The 26,834-nt window shown below is 57.4% G+C and carries 23 protein-coding genes and 2 tRNA genes; 14 read left to right on the top strand and 11 right to left on the bottom strand.

What is annotated here, in order from left to right; translation table 11 throughout:
• Positions 1–19: 19 nt before the first annotated feature.
• Positions 20–2,713 (bottom strand): cation-transporting P-type ATPase, encoded by a 2,694-nt coding sequence (locus GM415_RS01830; RefSeq protein WP_158946137.1) that lies wholly within the window; start codon positions 2,711–2,713, stop codon positions 20–22.
• Between the two features lie 248 nt (positions 2,714–2,961).
• Between GM415_RS01830 and GM415_RS01835 the strand changes: the two genes are divergently transcribed.
• The gene (locus GM415_RS01835; RefSeq protein WP_158946138.1) at positions 2,962–3,867 is read left to right on the top strand and encodes a universal stress protein; all 906 of its coding nucleotides are present in this window, start codon (positions 2,962–2,964) and stop codon (positions 3,865–3,867) included.
• Here GM415_RS01835 and GM415_RS01840 read toward each other — a convergent pair.
• Positions 3,848–4,537: a carbonic anhydrase gene (locus GM415_RS01840; RefSeq protein ID WP_158946139.1), complete on the bottom strand. Its 690-nt coding sequence runs from the start codon at positions 4,535–4,537 to the stop codon at positions 3,848–3,850. The two genes, GM415_RS01835 and GM415_RS01840, sit on opposite strands and share 20 nt — an antisense overlap.
• 273 nt (positions 4,538–4,810) lie before the next feature.
• Between GM415_RS01840 and GM415_RS01845 the strand changes: the two genes are divergently transcribed.
• The gene (locus tag GM415_RS01845) at positions 4,811–5,620 is read left to right on the top strand and encodes an MBL fold metallo-hydrolase (RefSeq protein ID WP_158946140.1); all 810 of its coding nucleotides are present in this window, start codon (positions 4,811–4,813) and stop codon (positions 5,618–5,620) included.
• 29 nt (positions 5,621–5,649) lie between these two features.
• On the opposite strand, the gene GM415_RS01850 is transcribed toward GM415_RS01845, so the two are convergent.
• Positions 5,650–8,793, bottom strand: a complete 3,144-nt coding sequence (locus GM415_RS01850; RefSeq protein ID WP_158946141.1) for an AfsR/SARP family transcriptional regulator — start codon at positions 8,791–8,793, stop codon at positions 5,650–5,652.
• A 249-nt stretch (positions 8,794–9,042) separates the two neighbouring features.
• Between GM415_RS01850 and GM415_RS01855 the strand changes: the two genes are divergently transcribed.
• Positions 9,043–9,504 (top strand): hypothetical protein, encoded by a 462-nt coding sequence (locus tag GM415_RS01855; protein ID WP_158946142.1) that lies wholly within the window; start codon positions 9,043–9,045, stop codon positions 9,502–9,504.
• 115 nt (positions 9,505–9,619) lie between these two features.
• Here GM415_RS01855 and GM415_RS01860 read toward each other — a convergent pair whose 3' ends face one another.
• On the bottom strand, positions 9,620–9,955 hold the full coding sequence (locus GM415_RS01860) for a zinc ribbon domain-containing protein YjdM (RefSeq protein ID WP_158946143.1): 336 nt from the start codon (positions 9,953–9,955) through the stop codon (positions 9,620–9,622).
• A gap of 378 nt (positions 9,956–10,333) precedes the next feature.
• Between GM415_RS01860 and GM415_RS01865 the strand changes: the two genes are divergently transcribed.
• The 3 genes from GM415_RS01865 (at position 10,334) to GM415_RS17945 (ending at position 12,210) form a co-directional block, all read left to right on the top strand.
• Positions 10,334–11,560 (top strand): DEAD/DEAH box helicase, encoded by a 1,227-nt coding sequence (locus GM415_RS01865; protein ID WP_158946144.1) that lies wholly within the window; start codon positions 10,334–10,336, stop codon positions 11,558–11,560.
• A 125-nt stretch (positions 11,561–11,685) separates the two neighbouring features.
• Positions 11,686–11,952, top strand: coding sequence for an RNA recognition motif domain-containing protein (locus tag GM415_RS01870; protein WP_158946145.1), 267 nt, complete (start codon positions 11,686–11,688; stop codon positions 11,950–11,952).
• Positions 11,953–12,054: 102 nt separating this feature from the next.
• Positions 12,055–12,210 carry a hypothetical protein gene (locus GM415_RS17945; protein ID WP_199244324.1) on the top strand — a complete coding sequence of 52 codons (156 nt, stop codon included), beginning with the start codon at positions 12,055–12,057 and terminating at the stop codon, positions 12,208–12,210.
• A 125-nt stretch (positions 12,211–12,335) separates the two neighbouring features.
• On the opposite strand, the gene GM415_RS01875 is transcribed toward GM415_RS17945, so the two are convergent.
• From GM415_RS01875 to GM415_RS01885, 3 genes are all read right to left on the bottom strand, one after another.
• Positions 12,336–13,838 (bottom strand): tetratricopeptide repeat protein, encoded by a 1,503-nt coding sequence (locus GM415_RS01875; protein WP_158946146.1) that lies wholly within the window; start codon positions 13,836–13,838, stop codon positions 12,336–12,338.
• An 85-nt stretch (positions 13,839–13,923) separates the two neighbouring features.
• Positions 13,924–14,391, bottom strand: a complete 468-nt coding sequence (locus GM415_RS01880; RefSeq protein ID WP_158946147.1) for a hypothetical protein — start codon at positions 14,389–14,391, stop codon at positions 13,924–13,926.
• A 66-nt stretch (positions 14,392–14,457) separates the two neighbouring features.
• Positions 14,458–15,717: a hypothetical protein gene (locus tag GM415_RS01885; RefSeq protein WP_158946148.1), complete on the bottom strand. Its 1,260-nt coding sequence runs from the start codon at positions 15,715–15,717 to the stop codon at positions 14,458–14,460.
• Positions 15,718–16,390: 673 nt separating this feature from the next.
• Here GM415_RS01885 and GM415_RS01890 point away from each other — a divergent pair.
• Positions 16,391–17,365, top strand: coding sequence for a sensor histidine kinase (locus GM415_RS01890; RefSeq protein ID WP_158946149.1), 975 nt, complete (start codon positions 16,391–16,393; stop codon positions 17,363–17,365).
• A gap of 225 nt (positions 17,366–17,590) precedes the next feature.
• Here the strand turns inward: GM415_RS01890 and GM415_RS01895 are convergent, their stop codons facing one another.
• A complete protein-coding gene (locus GM415_RS01895; RefSeq protein WP_158946150.1) occupies positions 17,591–18,457 on the bottom strand; it encodes a serine hydrolase domain-containing protein in 867 nt (288 codons plus the stop codon).
• Between the two features lie 366 nt (positions 18,458–18,823).
• On the opposite strand from GM415_RS01895, the gene GM415_RS01900 reads away from it, so the two are divergent.
• From GM415_RS01900 to GM415_RS01930, 7 genes are all read left to right on the top strand, one after another.
• A complete protein-coding gene (locus GM415_RS01900) occupies positions 18,824–20,005 on the top strand; it encodes a LuxR C-terminal-related transcriptional regulator (protein WP_242012315.1) in 1,182 nt (393 codons plus the stop codon).
• 58 nt (positions 20,006–20,063) lie between these two features.
• Entirely contained in the window at positions 20,064–20,303 is a 240-nt protein-coding gene (locus tag GM415_RS01905; RefSeq protein ID WP_158946152.1) for a hypothetical protein, read from the top strand.
• 260 nt (positions 20,304–20,563) lie between these two features.
• A complete protein-coding gene (kamA, locus tag GM415_RS01910) occupies positions 20,564–21,877 on the top strand; it encodes a lysine 2,3-aminomutase (protein WP_158946153.1) in 1,314 nt (437 codons plus the stop codon).
• Positions 21,867–22,727: a putative beta-lysine N-acetyltransferase gene (gene ablB, locus GM415_RS01915; protein ID WP_158946154.1), complete on the top strand. Its 861-nt coding sequence runs from the start codon at positions 21,867–21,869 to the stop codon at positions 22,725–22,727. Before kamA ends, ablB begins: the two co-directional genes overlap by 11 nt.
• Entirely contained in the window at positions 22,675–23,571 is an 897-nt protein-coding gene (locus GM415_RS01920) for a YitT family protein (protein WP_158946155.1), read from the top strand. The genes ablB and GM415_RS01920 overlap by 53 nt, the downstream gene beginning before the upstream one ends.
• Positions 23,572–23,603: 32 nt before the next feature.
• The gene (locus tag GM415_RS01925) at positions 23,604–24,227 is read left to right on the top strand and encodes a class I SAM-dependent DNA methyltransferase (RefSeq protein ID WP_158946156.1); all 624 of its coding nucleotides are present in this window, start codon (positions 23,604–23,606) and stop codon (positions 24,225–24,227) included.
• 14 nt (positions 24,228–24,241) lie between these two features.
• A complete protein-coding gene (locus tag GM415_RS01930) occupies positions 24,242–24,796 on the top strand; it encodes a class I SAM-dependent methyltransferase (RefSeq protein ID WP_158946157.1) in 555 nt (184 codons plus the stop codon).
• 252 nt (positions 24,797–25,048) lie between these two features.
• On the opposite strand, the gene GM415_RS01935 is transcribed toward GM415_RS01930, so the two are convergent.
• The 3 genes from GM415_RS01935 to GM415_RS01945 all read right to left on the bottom strand — a co-directional run bounded on the left by GM415_RS01935 (position 25,049) and on the right by GM415_RS01945 (position 26,713).
• A tRNA-Asp gene (locus tag GM415_RS01935) sits at positions 25,049–25,125 on the bottom strand.
• Between the two features lie 47 nt (positions 25,126–25,172).
• Positions 25,173–25,248: transfer RNA gene (locus GM415_RS01940), tRNA-Val, on the bottom strand.
• A gap of 181 nt (positions 25,249–25,429) precedes the next feature.
• The gene (locus tag GM415_RS01945) at positions 25,430–26,713 is read right to left on the bottom strand and encodes an RsmB/NOP family class I SAM-dependent RNA methyltransferase (protein WP_158946158.1); all 1,284 of its coding nucleotides are present in this window, start codon (positions 26,711–26,713) and stop codon (positions 25,430–25,432) included.
• Positions 26,714–26,834: the final 121 nt, after the last annotated feature.

The raw sequence follows: 26,834 nt of genomic DNA on the forward strand, positions 1-26,834 counted from the left end.
GCCATGTACAAGAGAAGACCTAAATGTCGGACGAGCTTCGCTTCTTGTCCAATTCGACTATGCCGTAGGCCAGAAGCCCGCAGGCAGCGATTTTCACCCAATCGAAAATTCCCAGCGGTGCGCTGGCGAACAGCCGGTGCATGAACGGCGCATAGGTGAAAACAAGCTGCAGCAACAGCATGATCAGAAAGCCTCCGACAACCCACCGATTGCTGGCGAACCCCAGTTCGAACGGCGACAGCCGGAAGGACCTGGCGTTGAAGAGGTAGAAAGCCTCCACGCTTACGAACACGTTGACCGCCATGGTTCGCGCCTTTTCCAGCGTCGCGCCGTTGAACATCTCCCACTCGAACAGACCAAAGGCGAACACAAGCAGCAAAAGGCTGACAATGCCGATCCGACGGAGAATCGTCCTGTCCAGAAGCGGCCGGTCCGGCTCGCGAGGCGGACGATTCATGATGCCCGGCTCCTTGGGCTCAAAGGCGAGCGTCATGCCCAGGCAGCCCGCCGTGGTCATGTTGATCCAGAGAATCTGGACGGGAATGATGGGCAGCGTGGCGCCGAACAGGATCGCGGCGAGAATGACCAATCCCTCCCCCGCATTGGTTGGCAGCGTCCAAGCGATGAACTTCACCAGGTTGGCGAAAACTCCGCGCCCTTCCTCCACCGCGGCCTCGATGGTAGCGAAGTTGTCGTCGGTCAGAATCATGTCGGCGGCATCCTTGGCGACCTCGGTGCCGGTGATGCCCATGGCAATGCCGATGTCCGCCTGCTTCAATGCCGGGGCGTCATTCACGCCGTCGCCGGTCATGGCGCAGACATACCCGTTTTTCTGCAACGCCATGACCAAACGGAGCTTCTGCTCGGGCGAAACCCGAGCAAATACCGGGATACCGGGCACCCGCTCAATGAGCTCGGCGTCGCTCAAGTCGGCGATTTCCCTGCCTGTCAGTACCGGACAGGTCTCGCCGATGGTGCAATCAACGCCTCTCAGCCCGAGCCTCAGCCCGATGGCCTCTGCCGTCAGGGCGTGATCCCCGGTGATCATCTTGACGGCGATCCCCGCGTCCTGGCAGGCAGCGATAGCGCGCCGGGCCTCTTCCCTGGGAGGATCGATCATCCCCTGCAGCCCGAGGAAGACCATCCCCGCGCAACCGTCCGTCCGAACGAGCCCCTCGCCGGGGTCCAACTCCTTGCGGGCAAAGGCAAGCACACGGAGCCCCTTGGCTGCCATGGCGTGCTGGGCCTCGACAACGGACCGCTCGTCCAGAGGCACGGTCTCGCCCAAGGCGTCCATGGCGCTGCTGCAGCAGCCGATAACCTTTTCCACTGCGCCTTTGACATAGACCACGCGGAGGTCATCGCGCTCGTGCAGGGTGGCCATGTACTGCCACTCGGACTCGAAGGGCAACTCGTCCACACGCGGGAGGTCGTGGTTTTCCTCTTCCTGCCGCATGCCGTATTTGCGGGCAGCGACGATAAGCGCCCCTTCGGTGGGGTCGCCTTCGACGACGTGCCGCCCTTCCTTGCTCAAGACGCGCGCGTCATTGCAGAGCAGCCCGGCCCGCATGCACTCCGCCAGGGCTTTGTCGGCCCCCGGCTCTCCGGCCGGAAAGAACTCTCCCTCGCTGTCGTACCCTGCTCCGGAAACCGAGTAGAACGAGCCGCCGCTGTTCACCTCCTGAACCGTCATCTGGTTCTCGGTCAGAGTTCCGGTCTTGTCGGAGCAGATGACCGTGGTTCCCCCCAGGGTCTCCACCGCAGGCAGCTTTCGAATGATGGCCTTGCGCCCGGCCATTCTGGATACGCCCAGCGCCAGGATGATGGTCACGGCGGCGGGCAGCCCCTCGGGGATGGCGCCCACGGCCAGCGCCACGGCGGCCATGAACATCTCGGTGGCCGGCTCGGAGCGAAGCAGGCCGAGCACAAAGGAAGCGGCGGCCATGGCGAGAATGGCAAGCAACAGGACATGGCTGAAACGGCTGATCTTGCGCGTCAACGGCGTTTCCAGCTCATCAGCGGCCTCGATCATTCCCGAGATGCGGCCTATCTCCGTCTTGTTGCCGGTGGCAACGACGAGCCCGCGCCCCTGTCCCGAGCTGACCAGGGAGCCTGCATACGCCATGCAGGAACGCTCCGCCAGAACGGTATCCGAGGAGACCGGCTCGGTCCCTTTGCCGACTGGCAATGACTCGCCTGTCAGGGTGGACTCGTCGACCCGCAATTCCTTGTGAGCGATGATGCGCACATCGGCCGGCACCTTGTCGCCCGACCGAAGCAGGACCAGGTCGCCGGGCACGATGCCCGAAGCCGACAGCCTGACGGTCTCTCCGGCGCGCAGCACTGTGGCCTCCACCGACATGCTGCTCGACAGGGAATCGAGCGCCTTCACGGCCTTGGCCTCCTGCAGATAGCCGACCATGGCATTCACCAATACAACGCCGAGGATAACCAGCGAATCGACCCATTCGCCCAGATAGGCCGTGACCAGTCCGGCCGCTATCAGGATATACACGAGGGGCTGGTGAAACTGCAGCAGGAACCTCTCAAAGGCGGTACGTTCCTTCTTTGCCGAAATGACGTTTTCGCCGAACCGCTCCAACCGTTGCTCGACCTCGAAGACATCGAGCCCTTTGTCGCCGTCCGTGTCCAGGATTCGCGCCACTTCGTCCACGTCCAAGTGATGCCAGAATCTATTCAGCAGGGTTTCCATAGGTTCTCCGTCGGAAGCATAGTGTGATCATTGGGGATGCCGTATTGTAAAAACTGAAATAAACTAAGGGAGACGTCAAGGGGGGAAAAGGCATCGTTTGACACCTTCACGGTCGAATGCCATAAACTAAATGGAGAAAATTACGCCGTCAGCCCGCCGGAAATCGGGCCCGGTCCCAAAAGAATCGACCGCAAAAGACGCCCGGCAAGGTGACACGTCCAACGTCAGGCCCAGTAAGGAATACGAGTATGTTCAAAAAGGTACTCCTGTATGCAGGCTCCTCCATTGACGGCTCCCTGATCGCACATGCAGACGACTTCTGTGATCGGGCGGGAGCCGAACTGACCACTCTCAACATATTCGAACAGCCATCCAGCCCCGTGTCGGATTACTTCACATCCCACCACATAGACCTCCACAATATCGTGATCGAGGGATACGAGTCACGGCTGAAGCAGGAAACGGTAGAACAGGGCATACGAACCGACATCAAACGGGAAGTCCGCTGGGGCAAGGATTTCGTCGAGGCCATACGTATGGTCCGCGAAGGCGGGTACGATCTGCTGATCTCGGCGTCGCAACAAGACGATGGCCCGCCGGACGGGACGGCCATGCACCTCATGCGCAAGTGTCCCTGCCCCGTCTGGATTCATCGCGGCCACCTCTGGAAAGGAGCCATCCGAATCCTCGTAGCGCTCAACACCTCCGCTCCATCCGAGGAGAACCGAAGGCTGAACAGAAAGATACTGGAGCACGGAAGCCGCCTGAACGATATCCTGCGAGGCCATCTGCACGTGATCACCTGTTGGTCGGGCTACATGGAATCCATGCTCTCCGGCCCACGCTTCGGGGAAAAGGAAAAAAACGACTACCTGCAATACGAGCGGGAAAAAGCCGGGGAAGAGCTCCAAACGCTCCTCGATTCGCTGGGGCTCACGGACAAGGTGAAGACAAAGATCCTGCACGGGAATCCGGACAGGCTCATCCCCCACTACGCCGACGAGCAGAAGATGGATATCGTGGTTATCGGCAGTGTGGCCAGGACAGGCATCCCCGGGATGCTGGTCGGCAACACCGCCGAAAAGATCGTGGCCAACCTCAAGGATTCGATCCTTGTGATCAAACCTGACGACTTCATTTCACCGGTGAGCTAGTCTCCGAGGCTGGCGCGTCTTCCGAATCCAGCTTGGGGCAAGGGTAGGTCAGGGGCTCGAACGCCTTGGTCTGCTGCAGGTAGCTGAGCAGCTGGCCGCTATCCATGTCGAAATACCAGCCGTGCAGGTCGAGCGTTCCCTGGGCCACGCGCTCGGCAATCCAGGGAAAGGTCATGAGGTTCTCCACGGAACGGAGAATCCCGGCCATTTCGCAGGCCGTGCAGGACTTCTTGTTCACCTCGCCGAAATGTTCCACCACCCGGTCGCGCACCGGCTTCATCACGGACAGCCAGCGGTTGATGAACTCGCTGTCCTCGGCGGCGTCGTCCTTCATCAGCGTGTCGATGCCGCCGCAGGAGCTGTGGCCGAGAACGATGATGTTGGCTACATTGAGGTGCTTTACCGCGTATTCAATGGCAGAGGAGACGCCGTGGTAACCGGCGTCGGACTCGTAGGGCGGCACGATATTGGCGACGTTTCGCACCACGAAGATTTCGCCCGGCTCGCACTGCATGATGAGCGAGGGGTCCGTCCGCGAGTCGCTGCACGCGATGACCATGGTGGTCGGGGTCTGGCCCTCCCGCAACTTGCAGAACGGGGAATCCTCCCGACAGAAATATTCATCTCGAAAATCCTTGAAACCCGCAATGAACCGTTTGATGTCCCTCATGATGACCCTATCCCTTTGCTCTTGGCGGGATGTCTGCCATCCCTTCCGTAAAAACATACTATCGCCCCTGCCCCGCTATCGAGGTCAGGCCCTGCCGTCCTTCCTCCGGCTTGGTGGCGTTGTTTTCTAGTTGATTTCATACCGGAGCGCAAATTCACGGCTGATCGCCCCAAATCCGGACTCCGGCTCCCCGGCGCCCATGACATGGGCAAAAAAATCGAGTAATTGATTCCCGCCCGCCCTGCTGCGGCACACAGCTTCAAGGAGAGAGACATGAACGGCAATATCGACATCACCCTCGTGGCCAACGCCGGAGTCCTGATCGAGCACAACGGCATCGGCCTGCTCGTGGACGGCATGCACAGCGAGGAAGGGCCGTTCAGCAAGGTCCCGGGAGCCGACCTGGAGCTCATGCGGCGCGGCCAGGAGCCGTTCGCCAATCTCGACTATATCCTGTTCACCCATGAACATCCGGATCACCTCACGCCGGGACTCGTTCTGAACCATGTTCGGCAACGCCCGGTCAAGGGGCTGTTCCTCCCCAACGAGCGCCATGGTTCGCAAACCCTGGGCAGCCTGCTTGAATATGCCGAGGAGCAGGCCGTGCCCCACCGGACCATGAGCCTGGAACCGGGCGAAACGCGGGAGTTCAAACTGTCCGGAGACTTGTCGGTAACCGCCATCGGCACCCGGCACATGGGGCCGCAATACCAGGCCGTGCGCAACGACTGCCTGCTCCTGTCCCTGGAAGGCATGAACCTGCTCTTCACCGGGGATGCGGACCACGTCGCAGCCTATTACGAACTCCCCCTCCGGGGCGTGACTTTGGATGCCGTCTTCGTGAACCCGCTCTTCTTCCACAACGCGGACGGGCAGGCCATCATCAATGAAATATTCCAGCCCCGCCACGTGATCGTCTACCACATGCCGTTCCCGGAGGAGGACACCATGCGCTTCACCGCCCTGGTCGACAACGACATCCGCAAGCACGCACGGCCGGGGATTCAGGCCCACGCCCTCAACCAGCCGCGACAACGGATTCGCCTCTTGCCGGACTCCGGCGTTACCAGAAACAACCGCTAAGGGAATCGCTAAACGCGAGCCGTCCCGCGCTATCCGTCGTGCAGGAGCGAATCGATGATGTCGTCGATCTCTTCCGCGCCGAAATCATGCTCCCGGAGAATCTCCCTGTACTTTCTCAATGCCAGGGCCGCCTCCGAAGGCCGTCCGAGCGCCGAAAGGAGATTGTAACGCTGGCGGTGCAGGGTGTCATTGACGGGCTCCAGGACAAGGGCCATGTCGGCAATGGCCAGCGCCTTTTCCCTCATGTTCGCCTTGATCAATATCTCGAGCCAGTCCCCCAGCGCCCTGAGCAACATTCGGGAAAGGGCGTCCGACAGTCCACGCCGATCCATATCCCGCGCCAGGGCGGCACCCAGCCAATGCTCCATACAGGAGAACGCGGCGTGGGCCTGCCAGGAGCCGCCCTTTTCCGCATACGCGATCCCCTCTTCCGCATAGTGGGCGACCTTTCCGATATCGAACAGGCAATGGAGAAGAGACAGACGCTGCGCCTTGAGCTGGATATGGCGCTTCACCGCATCCCTGCCGAATACCTTTGTAAGCCTGGACCTCAGCCGGGACAGCATCGTGTCGAATTTCGAGCGGGAGTCGGCGGGGTCCTCGTCCGGCCACAGTCGGCACTGGACGTCCTGGACGTCCAGCTCGTGTCCAGGTTCCACGGCGAGCATGGCTATGATCTCTCTCCAAGCCGGAGACAGGCTTCTCCCCGATATGGCCTCATCGCCCAGGACGAGCTTCGTGCCCGCCAAAACATGAACGTGCATAAAGGGGACAAGCGTCCCGTCGTCAAGGATATCCGATGCCAACCGCTCTCGCGCCAAGCCGCGTGCGAAACCGGCATGAATCCCTTCCCGCACGGCAAAGGAGAGCACTGGCCGCATGACGCGGGGCGACCACCCGAAGAAATACCGGTTGCCGCACTGACGCATCCTGCCGAGCATGAGCCGAGTCAATTCCCGCGCCTTGTCCGTCTCGCCGTTGCGCAAATACAGTGCCGCCAGATAGGACTGCGCCACCTTGCCCTGATACGGCTCCAACGCTCCGTCCAGGACCTTGCCGGACCGATGGACGAGCCGCGTGGCGGGACGTTCCCTGCCCGCCAGCGAGAGCGCGCACGCCGACAGACTCAGCGTCAGGTGCACGAAGTATGGCCCGCCCGCATTGGAACGGATACGCAACGCCCTGCGCATGCTCCTTTCCATGGCATCCCATCGCCCGAGATGGGCGTGCGCCATCATCTCGTAATGAAGCAGCTGGCTGACAATGTGCGGTGAAAGCGCGTCTTGATCGGCGAGGGTCCGTTCGCACAATGTCACCATCTCCTCATGCCGCTCCTCGCTGAGCAGGACGTCCAGATCCCAGACGTCGAGAAAAACGCCGAGATACGAATTCCGCAGTACGTCTTTCCATTCCCGACGCAGCTCGGCGCTCAGCAGCTTGTATTCCGTCACGCGGCCCGCCATAAGCAGATAATTCACTTCGATGATGGAGGTGGAGAACCTCGTGGCAAAGCTGAGCCATTGCGAATTGCTCTGCACGAAATAGGGCGACAGGAGTTCGAGCGCAGCTTCCACATCCCCTTTTAGCGCCAGAATCAGGGTATATACGATTGTGGCCCATATTTTCGACGTGTCTCCATGAGGGGTCAGCTCGTCTGAAATGCGGGCATATTCCCTGCCGGTTTCGAAATCACCGCGATAATGAGCCATGCCCACGGCTATGGCCTGGGCGCAGGAAACGACGATGGGAGCAGGCAGTCCGCCGCGCAACGCCTCGAAGAGAAGGATCGCCCTCTCCAGTAGTTGGTTGTTCCGCTCGAACGCCCCGCTGATAAGAAACTGGAAGTTCAGCAGGCTGCATGAGGCCAACAACTCGCCGAAGCCGTCATCCTCACCCCGAAACAAATCAATGGCGCGCCGCAACGCAGGCTCGCACCGGGCCGGGTCCAGCAACATGCGGGTCACGCCATAGGCGAAACTCAGCCAAGGCGTCGCCTTCACTATATCATCAGGCACCGCATCCAGGACCGTCATCAGGAGATGGTGATGATTAAGGGCGAGCAGCGGGAGACAATGCGTTCGCATGGCCTCTGCCATGCGCGGCCAGTCCTCCGCCTGGGTGTAATACAGCAGCCCCTCCTTTTCCCTGTCGTTGGCGATACACCAATCGCCAACGCGGGACAGGAACTCCGCCCTTTCCTGATCCGTCAGCAGATCGTCGGCCTGCCTGGCGAGATATTCCTGAAAGATGTGATGAAGCCTGAAGACCTTCGCGCCTTCGCCTTTCAAGACCCGGACGAAACAGTTCTTGTCTACCAGCTCGTTGATCCAGGCCACAACAGCCGGATCGACGTTGGACCGGAGCAGGGCCTCCGGCAGTTCCTCAAGAAGCGCCAGCCGCGCCATCTCCCGGTATTCCGCCGGAGTCAGGGAGGGGAGCAGCAGCTCATCAAAATAAAAACCGAGAGAGGCGGTATCCGCATGCACCAGTCGCCGGATGGTCCCCGACGTGTGCAGCAGCTTGAGGCCGGATATCCAGCCCTCGGTGGCCTCATACAATTGCCGGATCTTTTTCGTGCCCGCCGGTTCGCCCAGGACATCATTGTAGAGCAAGGCTATTTCCTCGCGGGAAAACGCGAGAAGGGATTTGTCTATCTGCATCAGCTCGGAGGAGGGGAAAAGCGGCTTCCCGTCCATGGCCAACGGATAGCGTGAGATAAAGATGAACTTGACGAAAGAGGGGGTGGTTTCAACCAGTGCCTTCAGCAAATCCAGCGTATGATCGCCACTCTTCAGCAGATGCACATCGTCAAAGACAAGAATGACTGGCCGCGCTGATTTCTCGAGAGCTCCCCCCAGGCTGGCCGACGCGATCCCCACGAACTCCGGGTTTACCAGTTGCTGTTGCAGCGCCTCGGACAGGGCGTCCGAAGAAAACCCGGAAAGCGTGGTAGACAGGCCATGGAGCACCTTCTCGAACAGGAGCCGGGGGGAATTGGTGGCGCTGGAGCATGTCGTCCAGGCGAAAGGGGTTCGGGAGGCCTCGTCGAACTGCGTGGCCAGGACAGTCTTCCCCTGCCCCGCCTGGGCCTGGACAAGAAGGATCCTGTAATCCGATCTTTCAAAGAGATCGCAGTGGGAGAGAGCTTCGCGGCGGCGGATGAGTTGGGACATGATCTGATTGGGCTTGCTGGCGTCGTTGGCGCAAGCCGAAAGCTACCTCCGGCCCCTTGATCTGTCTAGTTATTATCAACACCCCGGTCAGCGTTAGTTTTTTGTAAGACCGCCCCGGTATGCTGCCGAATATTCGGGCAAGCCCCTCTCGCCATGGATCCCGGCGGAAGCAATTCGGCCACCAGGATGTCGGGAAACGGTTTGCCATGGTTTACGGTTTTCAATCCACAACCAGAAGAGTTACCGACCATGTTCCCTGCACGCATGACCACTGAAAAGTTTCACGCAACACCTCTTGAAGACGACAAGATCTGGCAATACACCATTGTGGAGCACCAGGGCTTCATCCGTTTCATCGCCCAGGACTACCCCCGTGACAACAAGGATATAGGAGCGCTCTCCAAATACATCATCCTGGCCGCATGGGTCAGGGACAACTGGCGCATCCTGTTGGACACACGCTCCTTTCCGCCCAAGGTGAACTCAGAGCTTCTGCTGGAGCTCCTGGCCACGCTGAACCTGCCCCACTACCTGGCTATGGGGTTGAAAATAGCCATGCTGACCCCGGACACGCGACTGCTTGACGTCAACAATCTGAAAACCGACAACTTGAGCCACCGCTCCTTCACCAACGAAGCGATGGCACAGGCCTGGCTTCTGGGAAAGACTGGCAACCAAGGCGCGCCTTCAGTGACTCCGGCACGCCTCTGAATCCACCCCGCTTCCATACAGGCGGTGCCGCAAGGCCAAATAAAACATGAAAAAAGGGGCAACAAGCCGTGACTTGATGCCCCTTTGTCTTCTCGGTTCGGTTCAGCCCCGTTGATCAGCCCTTCTTGACGACCGACGTCTTCAGCATCATAGCGCCGAATCCGGGGATCTTGCAGGAGATGTCATGAACGCCGTCCTCGGGCTCCACGAGCCTGATGTTCTTGACCTTGGTCCCCTTTTTGATGGGAGCGGACGCGCCCTTCACCTTGAGGTCCTGCATGACGATGACGGTGTCGCCGTCGACCAGGACATTGCCGTTGGCGTCCTTGTAGACTCTCTCTTCAGCCTCTTCGGCCTGAAATTCGAAACCACACTCCGGGCAGATGAGAATGCTGCCGTCGGAATACACGTATTCACAGTTGCACTGCGGACAATTCGGTAAATTTTCCATAACTTCCCAATTGGTTGATTTTCGGGCACCCCTCCAACCGAAGGGATTGGTCCATCATCATATCGGCGATCAGATCACAAAAAAACCGAATGGGCCACTCATTATTTTCATATTTAAAACCAAATGGTTAAACCCTGAACACTCTTAATCTGAAAGAGTTTTCAAAATAAACCTTTACTTCAGACAAAAAATGTTTGACAAGGAGGCCTCAGCGTGACTGGACGCATGACTACTTCTTAGCCCCAATTGGGCAACTAACGTTCCACGTCAGTCGAAGATTTACTCTCCGTACCAGAGCCATCCGATTACCACCTGAAAGCTTCAGGTTCGATTGCCGTCGCGCGCAGTCGTCATCACTTCTTTTCACCCAAGGCTTTTATGACCTTTTCCTCTTTTTCCTTTGACAAGCGTATCGACGCCTGTGTCAAAGCTTGCGGCTATGAATCACCAACCCCCATCCAACGCCAAGCCATCCCGCTGATCCTCCAGGGTCACGACGTATTGGGCCTGGCTCAGACGGGAACCGGTAAAACCGCCGCCTTTGCGTTGCCCATATTGCAACGCCTCATTTCCAGCCGATCCCCCCGCAACGCTTCGAAAGTTCTCGTGCTTGCTCCGACAAGGGAATTGGCGCTCCAGATCAATGAGAACTTCACTGCTCTCTCCCGCGATATGGGCATACGCAGCTGCATCGTGATCGGCGGAGTCGGCATGGAGCCGCAGATCAGGGCCTGCAAGTCTTCTCAGATCATTGTTGCCTGTCCGGGAAGACTCGTCAGGCTCATTGCGAGAAATGCAGTCCACCTCAATGCGATCGACACCCTGGTGCTCGATGAAGCGGACCGGATGCTCGACATGGGCTTCCTGCCCGACATCAAGCGAGTCCTGGCGAAGCTTCCGGCCAAAAGACAGAACCTGCTCTTTTCCGCAACCATGCCCAAATCCATTCGCAGCTTTGCCGATCGCATCCTCAACAATCCCAAAACGGTCAAGATCGACACGGCGACACCGGTAGCCAGCATCGAGCACACGTTCTACTCGACGCACAACAAGAATAAAGCAGCCCTGCTCGAAGACCTTATCAAGCGCTCCGAGCACCAGAGCATGCTCATCTTCACCCGCACCAAGCACAAGGCGAAAAACCTGTCACGCAAGCTGTCCCAAATCGGCCACGACAGCACATTCCTGCAAGGGAACATGAGCCAGGGCCAGCGGGAAAAGGCACTGAACGGTTTTCGTACGGGCCAATTCTCGATCATGGTCGCCACGGACATCGCCGCACGGGGAATCGACTGCGACCGCATAACGCATGTCATCAATTATGATATGCCGGACACCGTCGAGACCTATACTCACCGCATAGGCAGGACCGGCCGGGCAGGCAGAGCCGGCAATGCCATCAGTCTGGTGACTCAGGATGATGCCGACCAAATGAGGGCACTCCAGCGGATGCTGAAAATCTCCATCGAACAGCCTGCATGCGCTGGCGTGGATGGAGCTGAAACAAGATTCGACGAAAAGAGCGCTGCCCCTCAACATAAGAAGCCGAAGAACCGCTATCGTGGACAGAGACGTAAATCCCAAAGACGTCCCGAAGCGGCTTAAACATATACATGGTTTTCCGGCAATCCGGACAACCTGGTCGATTTTTCAAGACAACTAGAGCATTCCATTTAACGCCGACGTCACCATCTCAGAGTGGCGGGCACAATACTCACTAGGGAGAAACAATGTCTAAGAACTTATATGTAGGAAATCTGGCTTGGTCCACGACGGAAGATGAAGTACGCAGCGCCTTTGAGGCATATGGCGAAGTCACCTCCGTCAAACTCATCGAAGACCGCGAGACCGGTCGTCCCCGCGGCTTCGGATTCGTCGAAATGAGCGACGACAGCGCTGCTCGCGACGCTATCGAAGCCCTGGACGGAAAGGACCTGGGCGGTCGCAACCTCAAGGTCAACGAAGCCAAGCCCCGCGTCGAGCGGCCGCGCTGGTAGCCTCCGTTTTCACATCAGTGAGCATTCTTGCCGTCCCTCTCTCGGGAGGGGCGGCTTTTTCGTATCTTTGCCACGACGGCAAACAAGCCAGGGAGGAAAGCCATGGCCAAACCCAATTACAGCTTCGCCAAGCGTCAAAAAGAGCTGGCCAAAAAAAAGAAGAAGGAAGAAAAGAGAAAACGCAAACTGGCCAAAAAGGTTGAAACTCCGGAAGCCGAAAACGACACCACCGAACAGGACCCGGATGAAGAGTCATGAACTTCCCCTCCCTCCTTCTGGAATCCATGCAACACTCGCGTGGATTAGCCCCAAAGCCCAAAAAGAAGAAGGACCTCAAGCCACGTGCTTGAGGTCCTTCTTCTTTTACGCCGGACAGGGGCTTATCACAGCGCCGACTCCTTCAGCTGGACGAGTTTATCCCGTATCATGAGGGCTTCTTCATTGTCCGGGTGCGTGGACAACAGCGTAGTGACGGTCGCGAGCGCCTGATCGCCATTCTTCTCCTGCAAAAAGAGTTTTGTCCGGTTCAAGAGTGTTTCTTCATCAAGGGGATCGATTTGAAGGGCGTCATTCAATATCGCATGAGCCTGCTCAAAATCTTTGATGACCATAAAGCATGCGGCCAACTGGTTGAGAGCCTTTATATTCCCGGGGTCCACCGTGGCCGACTTGGCAAAGCACTCACTTGAGAAAGCGAGCTGATCGAGACCGTGCACGGCCTGCACGCTGAGGCCCGTGAAATACCACAGCCAGGTGTCGTTCTTTTCCGTTTCAAGGCTTTCCTTCAACAGGATTTCAGACTTTCGGTAATCCCCTGAAAAATATGCTGTGAGGCCATCCGCAAAGCTGCCCCACGCCGGCCGGAGTTCGAAGGACGCGAAAACTTCCGAAAGGATCTCGCCTTGAAAAGAAGCAGAGGAAAACTCGGGGGCGGTGTAAAAGAGCGTGACAAGAAACCTGTCCTCAACGAAGAAATTCCACTGTGTGGCGCTGCCACGCACATTCTCAGTGCCCGGGATTGAATACTTGAAGGAATAGAGAAGCACCGGCTTTCCTCCCTTCTGAGACACCCTCATTTCGCCGAGTTCGAACCCTGCGAACTGCATTGCGAACTGTTCTGAAAGGTTGTTGCCGAGAAGCTCAAGATACGTTTTCTCATCTCCACAGGCATTCTCGGCATAGCTTAGATCAACCCCTAAAAAATTGTATTTGATATCGGGGTTCTCAATTTTGACAGAGCTGCTTGATGCCAGAGACGCCCGCCATGTGTCAGGCATCTTCACGTTGAAAGCCGGCTCCAGGTTGGAGGCGCCCTCCAGAGCCACAACCAGATCTACAGCGGCATAAGAAGATGCCCGGCGCTCTACCGCCCCTCCGGGGCTCCCGGTCCCCGGCCGAAAGGAGGCCAGCGCATGCAGCAACGGTTCCCGGTAATCCGGATAATCCAGGGGATAGACGCCGACGACAACGACGGTGAATCCATCATATTTCATGAAATAGATTTGGCAGCCCAATGCAATATTATTTTGCCGACCGGAGTATTCCCTTTTCAGGGCTCGCACCCCCGTCCCGGGATAATCATGAAATCCCGAGGAGTTTCGATCTGTCATGTAGGGGATTCCACGGCCCTTGGCAGCGGCTTCCCATTGGTCCGCCAGCACCATAAGCGTGTCGGGAGACTCCTTGCCGTAATACACTTCGATCATGGAGTTGTTGCCCGGATCGGTTATCTGACGAAGCATGTCCCTGCCCAGCCCCTTGTTATCCTTCCAACCGCTTGGCACATGCAAGGTGTAGGAGGGATAATCCGCTGCGATGACCGGATTGCCCATGGCAAGGAGAGTGACGGCAACGATAGCCAAAAATGACAGTTGTAATTTCTTCATAGTGATCCTGTGATGGGGTAGCACACCATTAAGACTATCTATTTACCAACCTGGCTGAATCAATCCGTATAAAAAATGAAACTCACTACTCCATGCAAACCGTTTTATAGATGTCGCCATCATCAGATACCGTCACGTAAAACTCATTGAACACAAAGCAATTGTAAAAACCGAATCCAAGACTTTGGCATTCGATCCTCGTATCCTTCTCTATTCTTTCGGTATCGTAATACCCTTTTTGAACCGTAAAGAGCCATTTATTGAAAAAGGCCTCCGCGTCGTCCTTGTTGCGGATATTTCTTCCCGACTTGTATAAAGCGCCATCTCCATACTCCCCGAGCCCCACGGCTGGATCCAAGAAGCAATCACAGGCAGGAAAAGCTTCATGATAACGGGAGCAGAAGTCTTGCTCGTAAATCTTTCTATCCACCGGGTCCTTGTCACACCCCGCGCACAGGAAAGCCGCAAAGAGGCTAACCAGGATCAGTACACATTGATTCTTCATAAGCACCGCCCACAGAGTCACATGACGTTTCAACAAGGCAAGGAGCACACTCCACCACCGGGCCGATGGAAAGAAAAAGCCTCACTGATCACATGAGGACCAGTGAGGCTTCGTCTATCTGACCAGCTCGAAATACATCGCCTTTCCGCCGGAGCTATAACATCCGCTCTTGAAGCGGACTATCTTGTTCCCGGCAGTATCGGTCACGTATCCGTCAGTACACGAACCCTTGCCGCTCACGACGTAATAATTCCCCGACTTGGATATCTTGCAGCGCTTTGTCTTCGTATCCATTTTGACTTTGCCGCTTGCGGCGTTCTTGCTTCCCTCGACATAGGTTCCATCGCCGTTGAACTGATACATGCGGTAGTGATAGCTGCCGGCCCAGTAATCCTTTTTATCGGCGATGAAAGTTCCGGCTATCGTCGGCGTTCCAGTCGTTTTAACTCTGTCCTTATTGAGCGATGCGTTCCCTGTGGCCTGACGGAAGTACATCGCCTTGCCGCCGGAGCTATAGCATCCGCTCTTGAAACGAGTAACGGCATTGCCCTCGGTATCGGTAACGTATCCTTCGGTGCAGGAGCTCTTGCCCTTCACAACATAGGAATTGCCGGACTTCGACACCTTGAAGGTCTGCCTGCGATTACCCATCTTCACCTGGCCCGTCTTCGCATTCTTGGTTCCGTCGATGTATGTTCCGTTTCCGTAGAAATGGTAGATGCGGTAGTAGTGATTTCCGCCCCAATAGTCCTGGCTATCGGAGATGAACGTTCCGGAAATCGCGGGAAGGCCTCCCCCGGAAACCCCGTTATGGCTTTTGCCGGAAGAACTGCCCGCCCCGAGCGGCAGGGCATTCGAGTTCCCCGAGGATCGGGGAGACGCGCCGGGATAGTACCAGGTATTCATGGCATGCCGGACCTGCTGTCTCGCCTGCTCCCGCCCTTTGAGGGACAACCCCTGGAAAACGTAACACATGCCGTTATAGTGCGAGGCCACAAGGGAGGAGTCGAACTGCGCGCCGTTATTGATGTGCCCTGAATAGACGCGCGTTACCGCAGGATAGCCTGAAATCTGTCCGGGCTGTTCGGAGACAAGGTTCTGGAAAGGAAGCCCCCGCCGGGTCATCTCGGCGGCCCAGGCGTCAAGCAGCTTCCCGAGCGGCACGTCCTGCGCCCGCGAGGAGTACAATTCTATAAAGGCATCCTGTGAAGGAGATACGCATTGTTTCAGGAGGTCATTACCCCTTGCGGATACGTTGTCATTCCACCCGGGCGGGCAAGTCAGGCCTTGAGACATGTCGGCGGCAAGCAGACATGAGGAAAAGCCGAGCGATGCAACAATTACCAAGACAACAATTCGACCCAGTTGATACATAATGCACTCCCGCTGAAAGGCCCTCTGGCGATCGCATTCACAGGGCACGGTTATGATGATTCTTTTGCCGATAGCATCAAGAGAACTCTTCGCATAGCATTTGATCATCCTTAAAATTCCAATGCGCACACTCCGACTTCATCCACTCAACATAAGTACATGCGGATACACGTGCCCTGGATCGAAGGATCTTATCTCCACACCGAGTTCTTCCTCTTTTTAATAGCCAGCCACTTGCATGATCGCCTATTTTTGCCACGTTTTTAACGTGATAGCAATAAATGCGAAAAGCGGAAATCCAAGTTCGCCCTGCGGTACGCTTATACTGTCAAGCCGGACAACCCGGCAGCCCGTCGGCAGCCCGTCGGCAGCCCGTCGGCAGCCCCGGGCTCACGCAGAGGAGCTGCCCGTCAACCACGCATGCAGGCTCCTCTGGCGGGCTGACCATCACTCTTATAATATCCGAAGGCATCTCCCGGGCCTATGATAGTCTTGACTCCAATGGCCGAGGCGCTCCTCCCCGGTCCATGCGACCGACAGGAAGTGAAGGTTCGCCCCAAAACGAGAGGCGCGAAATAACGACCAAACCATTAATGAAAATCACGGCATCCGAAGGCAGTCTTTCAAAACAAATGAGAAAATCATTTATTACAAGAAACGGCAGCTTGATATCATGTCTGTAAACAAGAAACTGACCGAACTCGCTTTGTATGCCGCCATCCTGATCGGTGGCTCCGCTGTTCTGCTGTCTCTGGATGCTTTCGAGTACCTCCACGACTTCGTAGCGACTCATGAAACATACGAGGTCGACGAACTGTTTATCCTGATCCCCCTGCTGTTGTTCTGCCTGATCATTTACTCCTACCGTCGAAGCCAGGACCTTGTGGACAGGAACCGGGAATTGATAAACACGAGCAAGAAACTCCAAGCGGCATACGACAAAATCCATACTCTTTCCGAAACCCGGGAAAAGTTCATGTCCATCGCCTGCCACGAACTCAAGGGGCCCCTTGCCAGCGTAGCCACAGCCCTGGACCTGACCAAGCAGGCCGAATCCGAGGCAGAAGCCGAAGAAATGATGAGCCATGCAAGAAACAACCTGAAGAACCTGCAATTGCTGGTCAGCGATGTGCTCTTGTTCACCAGCCTGAGCCATGACGACTCCCTTGCTGACACGGCCACGTTCTCCGTGCGCGAGACACTCGAGTCAGTGCTCAGGATTACGATTCAGCCATGCCGTGACAAGAATCTATCACTGGAGCTGAATGTGGACGCGAATGTGCCGGACAGGGCTGTGGGCATTGAAGGATGGGTCCGCCTAATCTGCCTCAACCTGGTGGGCAATGCCATCAAATACACGAAGAAAGGCTCAATCTCGCTGCATTGCGGATTCCGGGACGCGACCCGCCCTGAACTCATTCTGAAGGTCCGAGACACTGGAGTCGGGATCCCCGAAAACAAACTGGAGCTCGTGTTTGAGCCGTACGAACAGGCCCCCTTGTCGGAATGGGAAAAACGGGAAGGGCTGGGACTCGGCCTCTCGGTGGTCAAGGAGCTGGTAACCAGGCTGGACGGCACCGTGTCCGTTGAAAGCCAGGTCGACGTAGGCTCAACCTTCACGGTCGTGCTGCCCATCGAACTGCAATGACGGTCCAGCGGAAATGCGGACCATGAACCGCAAAAGGCCTGCGAAGCCCTGCCCTGCAGGCTACGTGAATGTAGGCCCATCCCTGAGGAGCCAATAAGGCTTCGTTAGGGGACACTCCAACGAGACTAAAGAACAAGCCCTTACAATTGAATGCAAGGGCTTGTTCTTTACTGGCGGAGCCGAAGGAACTCGCCCCCCGGACTCAGGCGTGACAACATGAATAAGTCAGCTCCCTACCATGGCATAGCGAACGACTTCAGACTCGACTTCGCCTTGATCTTCCGTTTGTCCGAAGACCGCAACCGTTACCGATACCGGCTCATGGAAATGGTACACGCCAATGGAGCTGCCGGGCCCTAAACCTGTATGCCCCCAGCAGTGTCGCGAGGGAGCCGTATCCACCATCATCCCCAACCCATATCCGGGTTCCATCCAGGGACGCCCTTCAACCGACACCTTCAGAGCCAGAGGAGACCGCATCGCAAAAAAGGTTTCCTGCTTGAGGAGCTTGCCGGAAGAAAGCTCTGCGAGGAAGGATGCCGCAGCCCGAAGAGTACCGACGACGACGCCGTGATACACCCAACCGGGATGATAGTTTTCCAGTTCGCCGAGGCCTGTCCGTCTCATATCATCCAGCCCGAGCGCTAAACCTGCATCCTGAATGCCCAGCGGAGCGAAGAGCAACTCCTCCAGCGCCGAGGCCAAACACCCGTTAGTCACCCGTTCAATCTCGCGGCGCACGTAGGCATACCCGATGTTGGAGTACTGCCAACCGGCCCCAGGCTCAAAGAGCAGAACATTTGCCCTGGCCTTTTCGAGCAACGTATCGAAACTCCATGGCTCCCGACCCTGAGCAACAGCCTCATGATACGCCTTCAGCACCCAGTAATCCGGCACGCCTGCCGTATGCTGCAACAGGTGACGTAGCGTAAACGGTTGTCCCTTTACAGGCTCATCCAGGCGGAGCCTGCCCTGATCAACCAGAACAAGCGCAGCAGCAGCCATGACGGTCTTGCTGAAACTCCACCATGGAACTACGCGTGCTTCCCCGTGATCATCGACCGCTTTTCCCGCGACTCTTGTTTTCAACATACCAACAGTCCCCTGCACATTAAGATCCTGACAGCACAAGCTTAAAATCAATACTAAAAAACCTTACAAGCAATGTAAGGGCTTATCCTTTACTGGCGGAGCCGAAGGGGCTCGAACCCTCGGCCTCCGGCGTAACAGGCAAGCACTTGGCTTTACCCAACCCTATTTTATTGGAATTTTTGTCGCTTCACCTAGTCTCAAGTCGCTTTGAGAAGGTTAAAGGGCTCACCACTGGGCCCACCACATTAAGGCAACCGCACGCCTCGAATCCACACATTCATAGCAGTTATTGACATGGTTTTCATTGTTTTGATGCCGTGATATTCGATCCCCATGAAGGGACGGAAAAAAAACACGGCCCCCTTGATGGAGACGAGCGATGTAATCGAGGCCTGGGACGACTTCATCCTGTTCGCCGACGAGAAAGGGCTCGTATCGGAAACCTATGGGACCAGGCTCGCCTATCTTCCCGACATGGCAGGAAAAAGGGAACCCTTCTGGAACGTGCTGACCCTGAGTACTTCCTCCCTGAAGGAGACGCTGGACCGCTTCCCGCCCCTTCAGATCCACGAGATTTCCTGCGGGGAGGCGAGAAGCTTCCTGCTTCGCATCATCCCCCTATCCGCCGCCACGGCTGAATATGGCGGATATATCGTCATCGCCACGGACAACCGCCCCATGGAAGCCCTCTACGAAAACTACGAGGAGCGGCTGGAGGACAACATCTCGGCCTGGTCGGACTCCATCACCCTGTTCAACGCCTTCTTCGATACGGTCCTGGATGCCACTTTTCTCATCGATGAAGCCGGGGGAATCATTGCCGCCAACAGCGCGGCCCAGGAGAAACTTGCCAGGCCTGAGCAGAGCCTTGCCGGAGAAGACTGCACAAGGCTGCTGGGCAAACGGTTTCACCCTGCCATCAGGAATGCAATGCATACTCTCCGAGCAAAGGAGTTGTGGACGGAAAACGTCGTCGCCATTGACGGCGACGGGGAAGGTTTTCCAGCCGAAGCCACCCTGCGCAAGATCGACTTCGCAGACTACGCCCTGTTCCAGCTCATCCTCCACGACTTGACTAGCCACGAGGAGCTCAAGGAGGACCTGCAGGAAAAGCAGGCCGAGGTGCGCGAGAAGGAAATCGCCCTGCGCCAGGTCATCAAGTCGTCGGTGGAAGACCGAAAGGAGATGCGCGAGCAGCTGACCAGCCAGGTCAGAAAACAGATGCTGCCCGCCCTGGAGCGCATCACCACCTCGGACACCCCGGAAGTGCGCGAAGGCTATAAGACCGTCATTGAAGACCAGCTTGTGGACCTGGCCGGTGAATCACCGGGCGAGTTCGACTCCGACCTGCTCCGGCTCTCCCCCCGGGAAATGGAGGTCTGCCAGCTCATTCAGTTGGGCAGGAGCGGCAAGGAAATCGCGCAGTTGCTCAACATGTCCTTCGAGACCGTGCAGACGCACCGCAAAAACATCCGCAAAAAACTCGGCCTGCGCGGCCGAAAAGCCTCTCTTTTCACCTACCTGCGGCAAAAGCCTTCTCTCGCCTGATCGGGTATACCCGAATACCCGAGATATCCCTGACATGCCCCCTTGTCGGGGATATGTAATGCTGTTTCAATTTCCCCCGGAAACAGCATGCGCCGCCATGCCCCAAGCGACAATGCACAATATCAAAGAATTGAAATTCGACATGACCGATATCTTGATTATTGCTTTTCCGCTTCTCGCCGCACTGTGTCTCACGCTCTTCACCACACTGCAGACAAGGGACGTCCTCCCGGACTCCTCTTTCAACAATGCGCGGTTCATCGTCATGCCGCGAAACTGCTATCTCAAAACTCCATAGGAGCCACCATGAAACGGATTCACCTGCTGCTGGCCGCGTTCGCGGTCACGCAATCTGTTCTCATGCCTTTTGGCTCCCAAAAGAAGTGGTGAGAAAAATGGGTACCGCTCATCCGGCATCCCGCTTCCCGATGAGCCAATTCGCCTGAAGCCGCCAAGACCCCTGGCGAAGACAAACGGAAGGCCATCACGAGTTGTACTCCAATCATCTATGCCACCCCCAGTCCACCCTTGGACGAACATTGTAACCAAGGAGATAAATTGAAAATATTCACAGAGCACCAACAGGAGGTTGCGGAAACGTTGCGCAAGACCGCATCGAAATCCGACTGGACTGACTGGAAGTGGCATATCCGCCACGCCATCAAGTCGGTAGACGATTTCGAACGCGTTCTCGGCGTCACCTTCCCGGAAAAAAGGAAACGCATCTTCGAACGAACGCTCCGAAAGTTCCCCATGGCCGTGACGCCCTACTATCTTTCGCTCATTGATCCGGACGACTACGAGAACGACCCTATTTTTCACCAGTCCTTCCCGTCAGCCGACGAGTTGAGCATCGGGCGCTACGACATGACGGACCCGTTGCACGAGGACGAGGACAGCCCGGTGCCTGGCATCACTCACCGCTACCCGGACCGAGTCCTGTTCCACGTCAGCAACGTCTGCTCCATGTACTGCCGCCACTGTACCCGAAAGCGCAAGGTCGGCGACGTAGACTCCGTCCCGTCCAGGGCAGACCTTGAACAGGGACTGGAGTACATCCGCAATACACCGCAGATCCGCGACGTACTGCTCTCGGGCGGCGATCCGCTCATGCTCTCAGACGAAAAGCTGGACTGGATTCTGACCAAAGTCGGGGAGATCGAACACGTGGACGTCATCCGCATCGGGACGCGCATGCCCGTGGTTTTGCCGTACCGGATCACCGAGGATTTGGTCGAGATGCTCAAGAAGCACCATCCCCTGTGGATCAACACCCATTTCAACCACCCGCGCGAGCTCACCGCGTCATCGAGAAAGGCCCTGCGGCGGCTGGCAGATGCAGGCATCCCGCTTGGCAACCAGAGCGTGCTTCTGTCGGGCGTCAACGACTGCCAGCGACTGATCAAGACCCTGAACCAAAAGCTCGTCAAGAACCGCGTGCGCCCGTACTACCTCTACCAGTGCGACCTCTCGGAAGGACTGACACACTTCCGCACGCCCATCGGCAAGGGCATCGAGATCATCGAGAGCCTGCGCGGGCACACCAGCGGCTTCGCCGTCCCCACCTATGTGGTGGATGCGCCTGGCGGCGGCGGAAAGATTCCGGTCATGCCCAACTACATCGTCTCCTGGGGGCCGAACAAGGTCGTGCTCCGAAATTACGAGGGCGTGATCACCACCTATAACGAGCCGGAATCGTACGAGCCGAACTACTGCGACAGGGAGTGTGCAAACTGCAACCTCCAGCTCAAGGAGGAGGACGCCGAGGAAAAGGCCATCGGCATCGAAAAGCTCCTCTCGGACTGGGATGACACCACCAGCCTCACGCCCGAGAACAACGAGCGCCTGGACAGGAGGGACGATGCAGCCTGATGAAATCATCCATTTGGGCAACTCGGTCATCCAGCATGGGCCGGCCAATGATCGCATCTACCTGATGAAGCTCGACCCCGCCGATTTACCCGGCATCGCGCGCGAAATATACGAACTCGGCAGACAGAACGGCTACACCAAGCTCTTTGCCAAGGTGCCGGCCACGGCCGCGCCTCACTTCTCCGAACTGGGGTTCGTGGACGAGGCGCGTGTACCCAATATGTGCCGGGGGGATTGCTCCGCCTATTTCATGAGCAAATATCTGGATCAGAGCCGGGCCGTGCCCAGAAACATCGAACGCATCTCGGCGGTCCTGGACCAGGCGGACAAGAAATCGGACGCGAGCTTTGAGCAGGATGGTCCGGACGAGATCGTCCGGCTGCGTCTCGGGGACGCCGAAGCGTTGGCGACCCTCTACAGCGAAGTCTTCAGGAGCTACCCCTTCCCGGTCCACGATCCGGCCTTCCTCCGAAAATGCATGCTGGCCGACACGGCCTTTTTCGGCATCTTCGCCAAGGACAGGTTGATGGCGGCGGCCTCCATGGAAATGGACATGGACTGGCGCTGCGCGGAGATGACGGACTTCGCCACCCGACCGGACTACCGGGGCCGGGGCGCGGCAGGCAGGCTGCTCGCGACCATGGAAGAGGCCATGCGGGATATCGGCATCAACGTGGCCTACACCATCGCCCGCGCCGAAAGCTACGGTATGAATATCGTCTTTGCCCGCGCCGGATACGCCTTCGGCGGGACTCTGCACAACAACACGCAAATCGCTGGCAAACTGGAGAGCATGAATGTCTGGCACAAGCAGATCGTTTCTCGGCAAGGGACCGACCTTCCGTCTTGACGTCGCCTATGCCGTCTGGTGGAACCTGGCCCTGATAACGGTCGGTTCACTGATCGTCTCCGTGGGCGTCAAGAGCCTTGCGGTGCCCCATGAGCTGGTGGCGGGAGGCGTCTTCGGCCTCGCCTCCCTGGCGTATTACGTCACGGGCGTGCTTTCTCCAGGTTGGATCAACTTCCTGCTGAACATCCCGCTCTTCCTGTTTGCCTGGTTCAAGGTGAGCCGCAGGTTTTTCATCTACAGTGCGTATGCCACAGTGGCCACGACCCTGTTCTATGAGTTCGTGACCATCCCCATTCCGGTGAAGAACCAACTGTACGCCGCAGTGGCCAGCGGCGTCATCACCGGGTTCGGGGCCGGCCTCGTGCTCCGCTCTCTAGGTTCCAACGGTGGCCTGGACGTGGTCGCGGTGCACCTCTTCCAGCGGTTCAACATCGGCATCGGACGCGTCTATCTCCTCTTCAACACGCTCCTATACTGCGGCAGCCTGTTCCGGCTTCCGCTGGACGTCATCATCGCCTCGCTGATCATGGTCTTCATCACGGCAGTCGTTGTCGAGCAGACCCTGTCCCTCTTCAGCCAGCGAAAGGTGGTCCTGATCATTTCCAAACTCGCCGACGCCATCAGCGAGGACATCCTGACCCAGCTCAGGCAGAGCGCCACCTTCCTCAAAGGATTCGGGGCGTATTCGCGCAGAGAACAGAACGTCCTCATGACCGTGGTCAACAACGTGCAGCTCAAGAAGCTGGAGGAGATCACCTTCACCCGGGACGAGAATGCGCTCTTCATCGTGGAGAACACCTTCTCGGTGATCGGATCAAGCTTCTCCAGAAGAAAAATATATTGACCCCGTACCTTAAACCAATCGCAGGAGGCCCCATGATTTCCAAGAACAAGATCCTGGACAAGGTATATACCGCCAGGACCCACGCCGAACTGATGGATGCCTACAAGGACTGGGCTGGCGACTATGAAGAGGACACCGTAGGCGGCTTCGGCTACGTGGCGCCGAAGATCGCGGCGGATGTCCTGCACGGGCACCTGGACGACCCGACAGCCCTCATACTCGACGCGGGCTGCGGCACCGGACTGGTTGGCGAGGCGCTTTCCGCACAGGGATACTCCAACATGGACGCCCTGGACTACTCGCCCGACATGCTCGCCCGGGCCGAACGCAAGGGCCTCTATCACACCCACCTCAACGCCGACCTCTCGCGCCCCCTGGACATCGCCGACGACTCGTACGACGCCGTGGTCTCCGCCGGCACGTTCACATACGGGCACGTGGACGCCTCAGCCTTGGGCGAGCTCGCCAGGATCACCAAGCCCGGCGGCTTCATCACCATCACAATCCGCGACGGCGCATTTGACGACCACGACTACCCTGAAAAAATGCGCGAACTGGAAACAAAGAGAACCTGGAAACAGATCGAAATCCGGGACGAAGACTATCTGCAAAAGGAAGGTGTCGGCTGCAAGGTCTGCACGTTTCAAATAATTTAAGCCGGAGCCAGACCATGAACGCCAAAAAACTCAGCGACACCACCGTACCAAGCACCACAGATTCCAATAAACTTGCGCAGCGGTATGATAGCTGGGCCGAAAACGCGCGTAGCCGAGCTACGTGGGAACGGTCAGTCCAAAGGGCTGCCGCCAAAACGCTTCGGCGTCATTTTGCCGAAAATGATGTAACTATTCTGGGTTACGGCGAGTGTGCCTACAAAATCAAACAGGCTATGTCCGAAAAGGAATTTACTCAGGTCGAGGCGATAGAAACCGAGGAGGGGCTGTCGGCCATCATAGGAAAACCCTATGATGCCATCGTTTGTGTAGGAACCCTCATCAACGGAGAGACCGATCCTTCGGTGTTTGAGAAAATGATCCGGGTAGCCAAGCCTGGAGGTCTCATTTTCTTTTCCTTGTCATCAAAGCCGAGGAACAATCAACAATACCTGAATAAAATTTACGCCATGGAAACGGAAGGCAGATGGAAGCCGGTTGGCTCCTTCGGGGAAGACCACCTTGAGGATGCCGGAGAGCCTGCCACACTGTATCTCTACCAACGAAGCTGACACACCTTCCAGCGAGCGGTAAAACTGCCCACTGGTAGCGCCAGGCTGTTGTCCAAACTTGCCCAATGGAAGCACGCTAGACAGAAGAATACTACAGGCATCAATAGAAGGATTGGCTTTGCCAGCATGTCCACCTGAAAATTCTGGAAGGCGGCTTGAACATCGGGCCCACCAGTGGGTCCACGGAGCTGGAAAACGATTGGCAAAAGAAAAAGGACCTTAAGCTAATCGCTTAAGATCCTTGTTCTTTACTGGCGGAGCCGAAGGGACTCGAACCCTCGGCCTCCGGCGTGACAGGCCGGCGTTATAACCAGCTTAACTACGGCTCCGCTTTTATAATAATGGGGCGTTAAGCAAATCCCCAATATTTCAAATCTGGTGGGCGCGACAGGGCTCGAACCTGTGACCCTCGGCTTGTAAGGCCGATGCTCTCCCAGCTGAGCTACGCGCCCGCAGGAAGAGTGTCTTTAGCTTGGCGAGCAGTCTGTTGTCAACCTCATTTTTATCTGGGATCGACCCGCGCCGCCAGGACCCTCGTCCGCTTCAGCGAAGGGCATACTGCCCACACTGCTCTCGTTTGTCAACGATTTTTAAAAATATTTTTAACCACTCTCAACCAATTAAAATCATTGGCTATTTACTGGACAACATAACCCGCTTCCCCTTGCGGGAAAGCCAAACCAGAGGGAGACCGCGATAAGATAGCCCCACCCCACCCTTGCCGGACTGGAAGGAAACACTCTGCCCTGATACCAAACGCGCAAGGGGCTCGACCTCATCCACATTCAGTATGTCCACCATACCGCCTTTTACCGTCCTCGGCAGCAGGACGCGGGCCATGCCGTCGGGCCGAAAAGTGGCTCGGTCGCCGCGCCCAGCGATCTTGCCCAACAGAGCCCCCTGCCAGCGCAACGAGTCCGGGATGCGAGCCAGCGCCTGGTCGTGCAGAAAAAAGACCTTGCCGCCGAAGTCATAGGTCTCGCCGGGCGGAAGGTTGCCCAGAGCCAACGTGCGCCCGCCTTCAGTGCGGTCCAGCCTCAGCGGACGCCCCGGCAGTTCCCGTTTTTGCACGCGGGCACCGTCCGTTGCGCACTCCCCTCCCTTTTTCCGGAAGCGGGCCAGGAAGAACCCCTGTCCCATGGACTCCTCGGCCACCCTGAGGACGCCATCCATGCCGGGCAGCAACGGCTCTCCGAAAACGAATCCCGGCGGCGGAGCAAGCGGCACCAATTCGAGATCCAACGTCTCCAGCGCCCAGGCCACCTGCGCCTCGTTCTCCTCCACATTGGTCGTGCAGGTGGAAAACAGGACCGTGCCTCCGGGGACGAGCATAGACGCCGCCTTTTCCAGGAGCGTCTTTTGCAAAGCTACCAGCGGAGCGGTCTTGGATTCGGACCACAACTCCATGACCTTGGGATTCTTGTCCACGGTTCCCCACCCGCTGCAGGGCGGGTCGAGCTGGATGTAATCCCAGGAACAGGCCGAGAACGGCAGGTCCTGGGCCATGGCCTTGGTCGTGGCCACGTTGACGGCGCCGGTGCGGCGGAGGTTGGCCCGCAGGGTGCCCAACCGGTCGGCGGACGCTTCGGAGGCGAACACGAACCCATCGCGCCCAACCAGGCGTGAGAGCAGGCTGGTCTTGCTGCCCGGCGCGGAACACATGTCCAGCACGCTTGCCCCCGAAGGCGGATCGAGCAACAGCGGCGGCAGCATTGATGAGCGGTCCTGAATGTAGATACGGCCGAAGCGCGCGGCCAGGCTCTCCCCGAGGGGAAAAGGCTCGCGGGTCAGTTTTCGGGCCATCGGATAGAACGGTTCGGGTTCGAAGCCGAATCCCTGAGCAGAAAGTAGGGCCTCGACGACGGGAGCATCGGCCTCGCCGCATACGAGCCGGAAAGTGCGAAGTTCACTGGTCATGATGAGGTCCAATACCGTCTAGGACGACCGGAGGCAACAGCGGAACTTGCTTTGCATCCCGGTTAGGAAACTGTTACAAGACCATGCCGTGCGCCGAGCCGCATGCGGCAATCAAAACGAA

The sequence above is a fragment of the Pseudodesulfovibrio cashew genome (assembly GCF_009762795.1).
GTDB classification, from domain to species: domain Bacteria; phylum Desulfobacterota; class Desulfovibrionia; order Desulfovibrionales; family Desulfovibrionaceae; genus Pseudodesulfovibrio; species Pseudodesulfovibrio cashew.

Bases quoted from the DNA above. Each gene is read 5' to 3' on its own strand.
- GM415_RS01905 (WP_158946152.1), top strand. From the start codon at position 20,064: ATGCTGTTTCAATTTCCCCCGGAAACAGCATGCGCCGCCATGCCCCAA.
- GM415_RS01895 (WP_158946150.1), bottom strand. From the start codon at position 18,457: ATGTTGAAAACAAGAGTCGCGGGAAAAGCGGTCGATGATCACGGGGAA.
- GM415_RS01830 (WP_158946137.1), bottom strand. From the start codon at position 2,713: ATGGAAACCCTGCTGAATAGATTCTGGCATCACTTGGACGTGGACGAA.
- GM415_RS01920 (WP_158946155.1), top strand. From the start codon at position 22,675: ATGTCTGGCACAAGCAGATCGTTTCTCGGCAAGGGACCGACCTTCCGT.
- GM415_RS01885 (WP_158946148.1), bottom strand. From the start codon at position 15,717: ATGTATCAACTGGGTCGAATTGTTGTCTTGGTAATTGTTGCATCGCTC.
- GM415_RS01855 (WP_158946142.1), top strand. From the start codon at position 9,043: ATGTTCCCTGCACGCATGACCACTGAAAAGTTTCACGCAACACCTCTT.
- GM415_RS01900 (WP_242012315.1), top strand. From the start codon at position 18,824: ATGGAGACGAGCGATGTAATCGAGGCCTGGGACGACTTCATCCTGTTC.
- GM415_RS01890 (WP_158946149.1), top strand. From the start codon at position 16,391: ATGTCTGTAAACAAGAAACTGACCGAACTCGCTTTGTATGCCGCCATC.
- GM415_RS01875 (WP_158946146.1), bottom strand. From the start codon at position 13,838: ATGAAGAAATTACAACTGTCATTTTTGGCTATCGTTGCCGTCACTCTC.
- GM415_RS01850 (WP_158946141.1), bottom strand. From the start codon at position 8,793: ATGTCCCAACTCATCCGCCGCCGCGAAGCTCTCTCCCACTGCGATCTC.
- GM415_RS01925 (WP_158946156.1), top strand. From the start codon at position 23,604: ATGATTTCCAAGAACAAGATCCTGGACAAGGTATATACCGCCAGGACC.
- GM415_RS01860 (WP_158946143.1), bottom strand. From the start codon at position 9,955: ATGGAAAATTTACCGAATTGTCCGCAGTGCAACTGTGAATACGTGTAT.
- GM415_RS01930 (WP_158946157.1), top strand. From the start codon at position 24,242: ATGAACGCCAAAAAACTCAGCGACACCACCGTACCAAGCACCACAGAT.
- GM415_RS01945 (WP_158946158.1), bottom strand. From the start codon at position 26,713: ATGACCAGTGAACTTCGCACTTTCCGGCTCGTATGCGGCGAGGCCGAT.
- GM415_RS01845 (WP_158946140.1), top strand. From the start codon at position 4,811: ATGAACGGCAATATCGACATCACCCTCGTGGCCAACGCCGGAGTCCTG.
- GM415_RS17945 (WP_199244324.1), top strand. From the start codon at position 12,055: ATGGCCAAACCCAATTACAGCTTCGCCAAGCGTCAAAAAGAGCTGGCC.
- GM415_RS01840 (WP_158946139.1), bottom strand. From the start codon at position 4,537: ATGAGGGACATCAAACGGTTCATTGCGGGTTTCAAGGATTTTCGAGAT.
- ablB (WP_158946154.1), top strand. From the start codon at position 21,867: ATGCAGCCTGATGAAATCATCCATTTGGGCAACTCGGTCATCCAGCAT.
- GM415_RS01835 (WP_158946138.1), top strand. From the start codon at position 2,962: ATGTTCAAAAAGGTACTCCTGTATGCAGGCTCCTCCATTGACGGCTCC.
- GM415_RS01870 (WP_158946145.1), top strand. From the start codon at position 11,686: ATGTCTAAGAACTTATATGTAGGAAATCTGGCTTGGTCCACGACGGAA.
- GM415_RS01865 (WP_158946144.1), top strand. From the start codon at position 10,334: ATGACCTTTTCCTCTTTTTCCTTTGACAAGCGTATCGACGCCTGTGTC.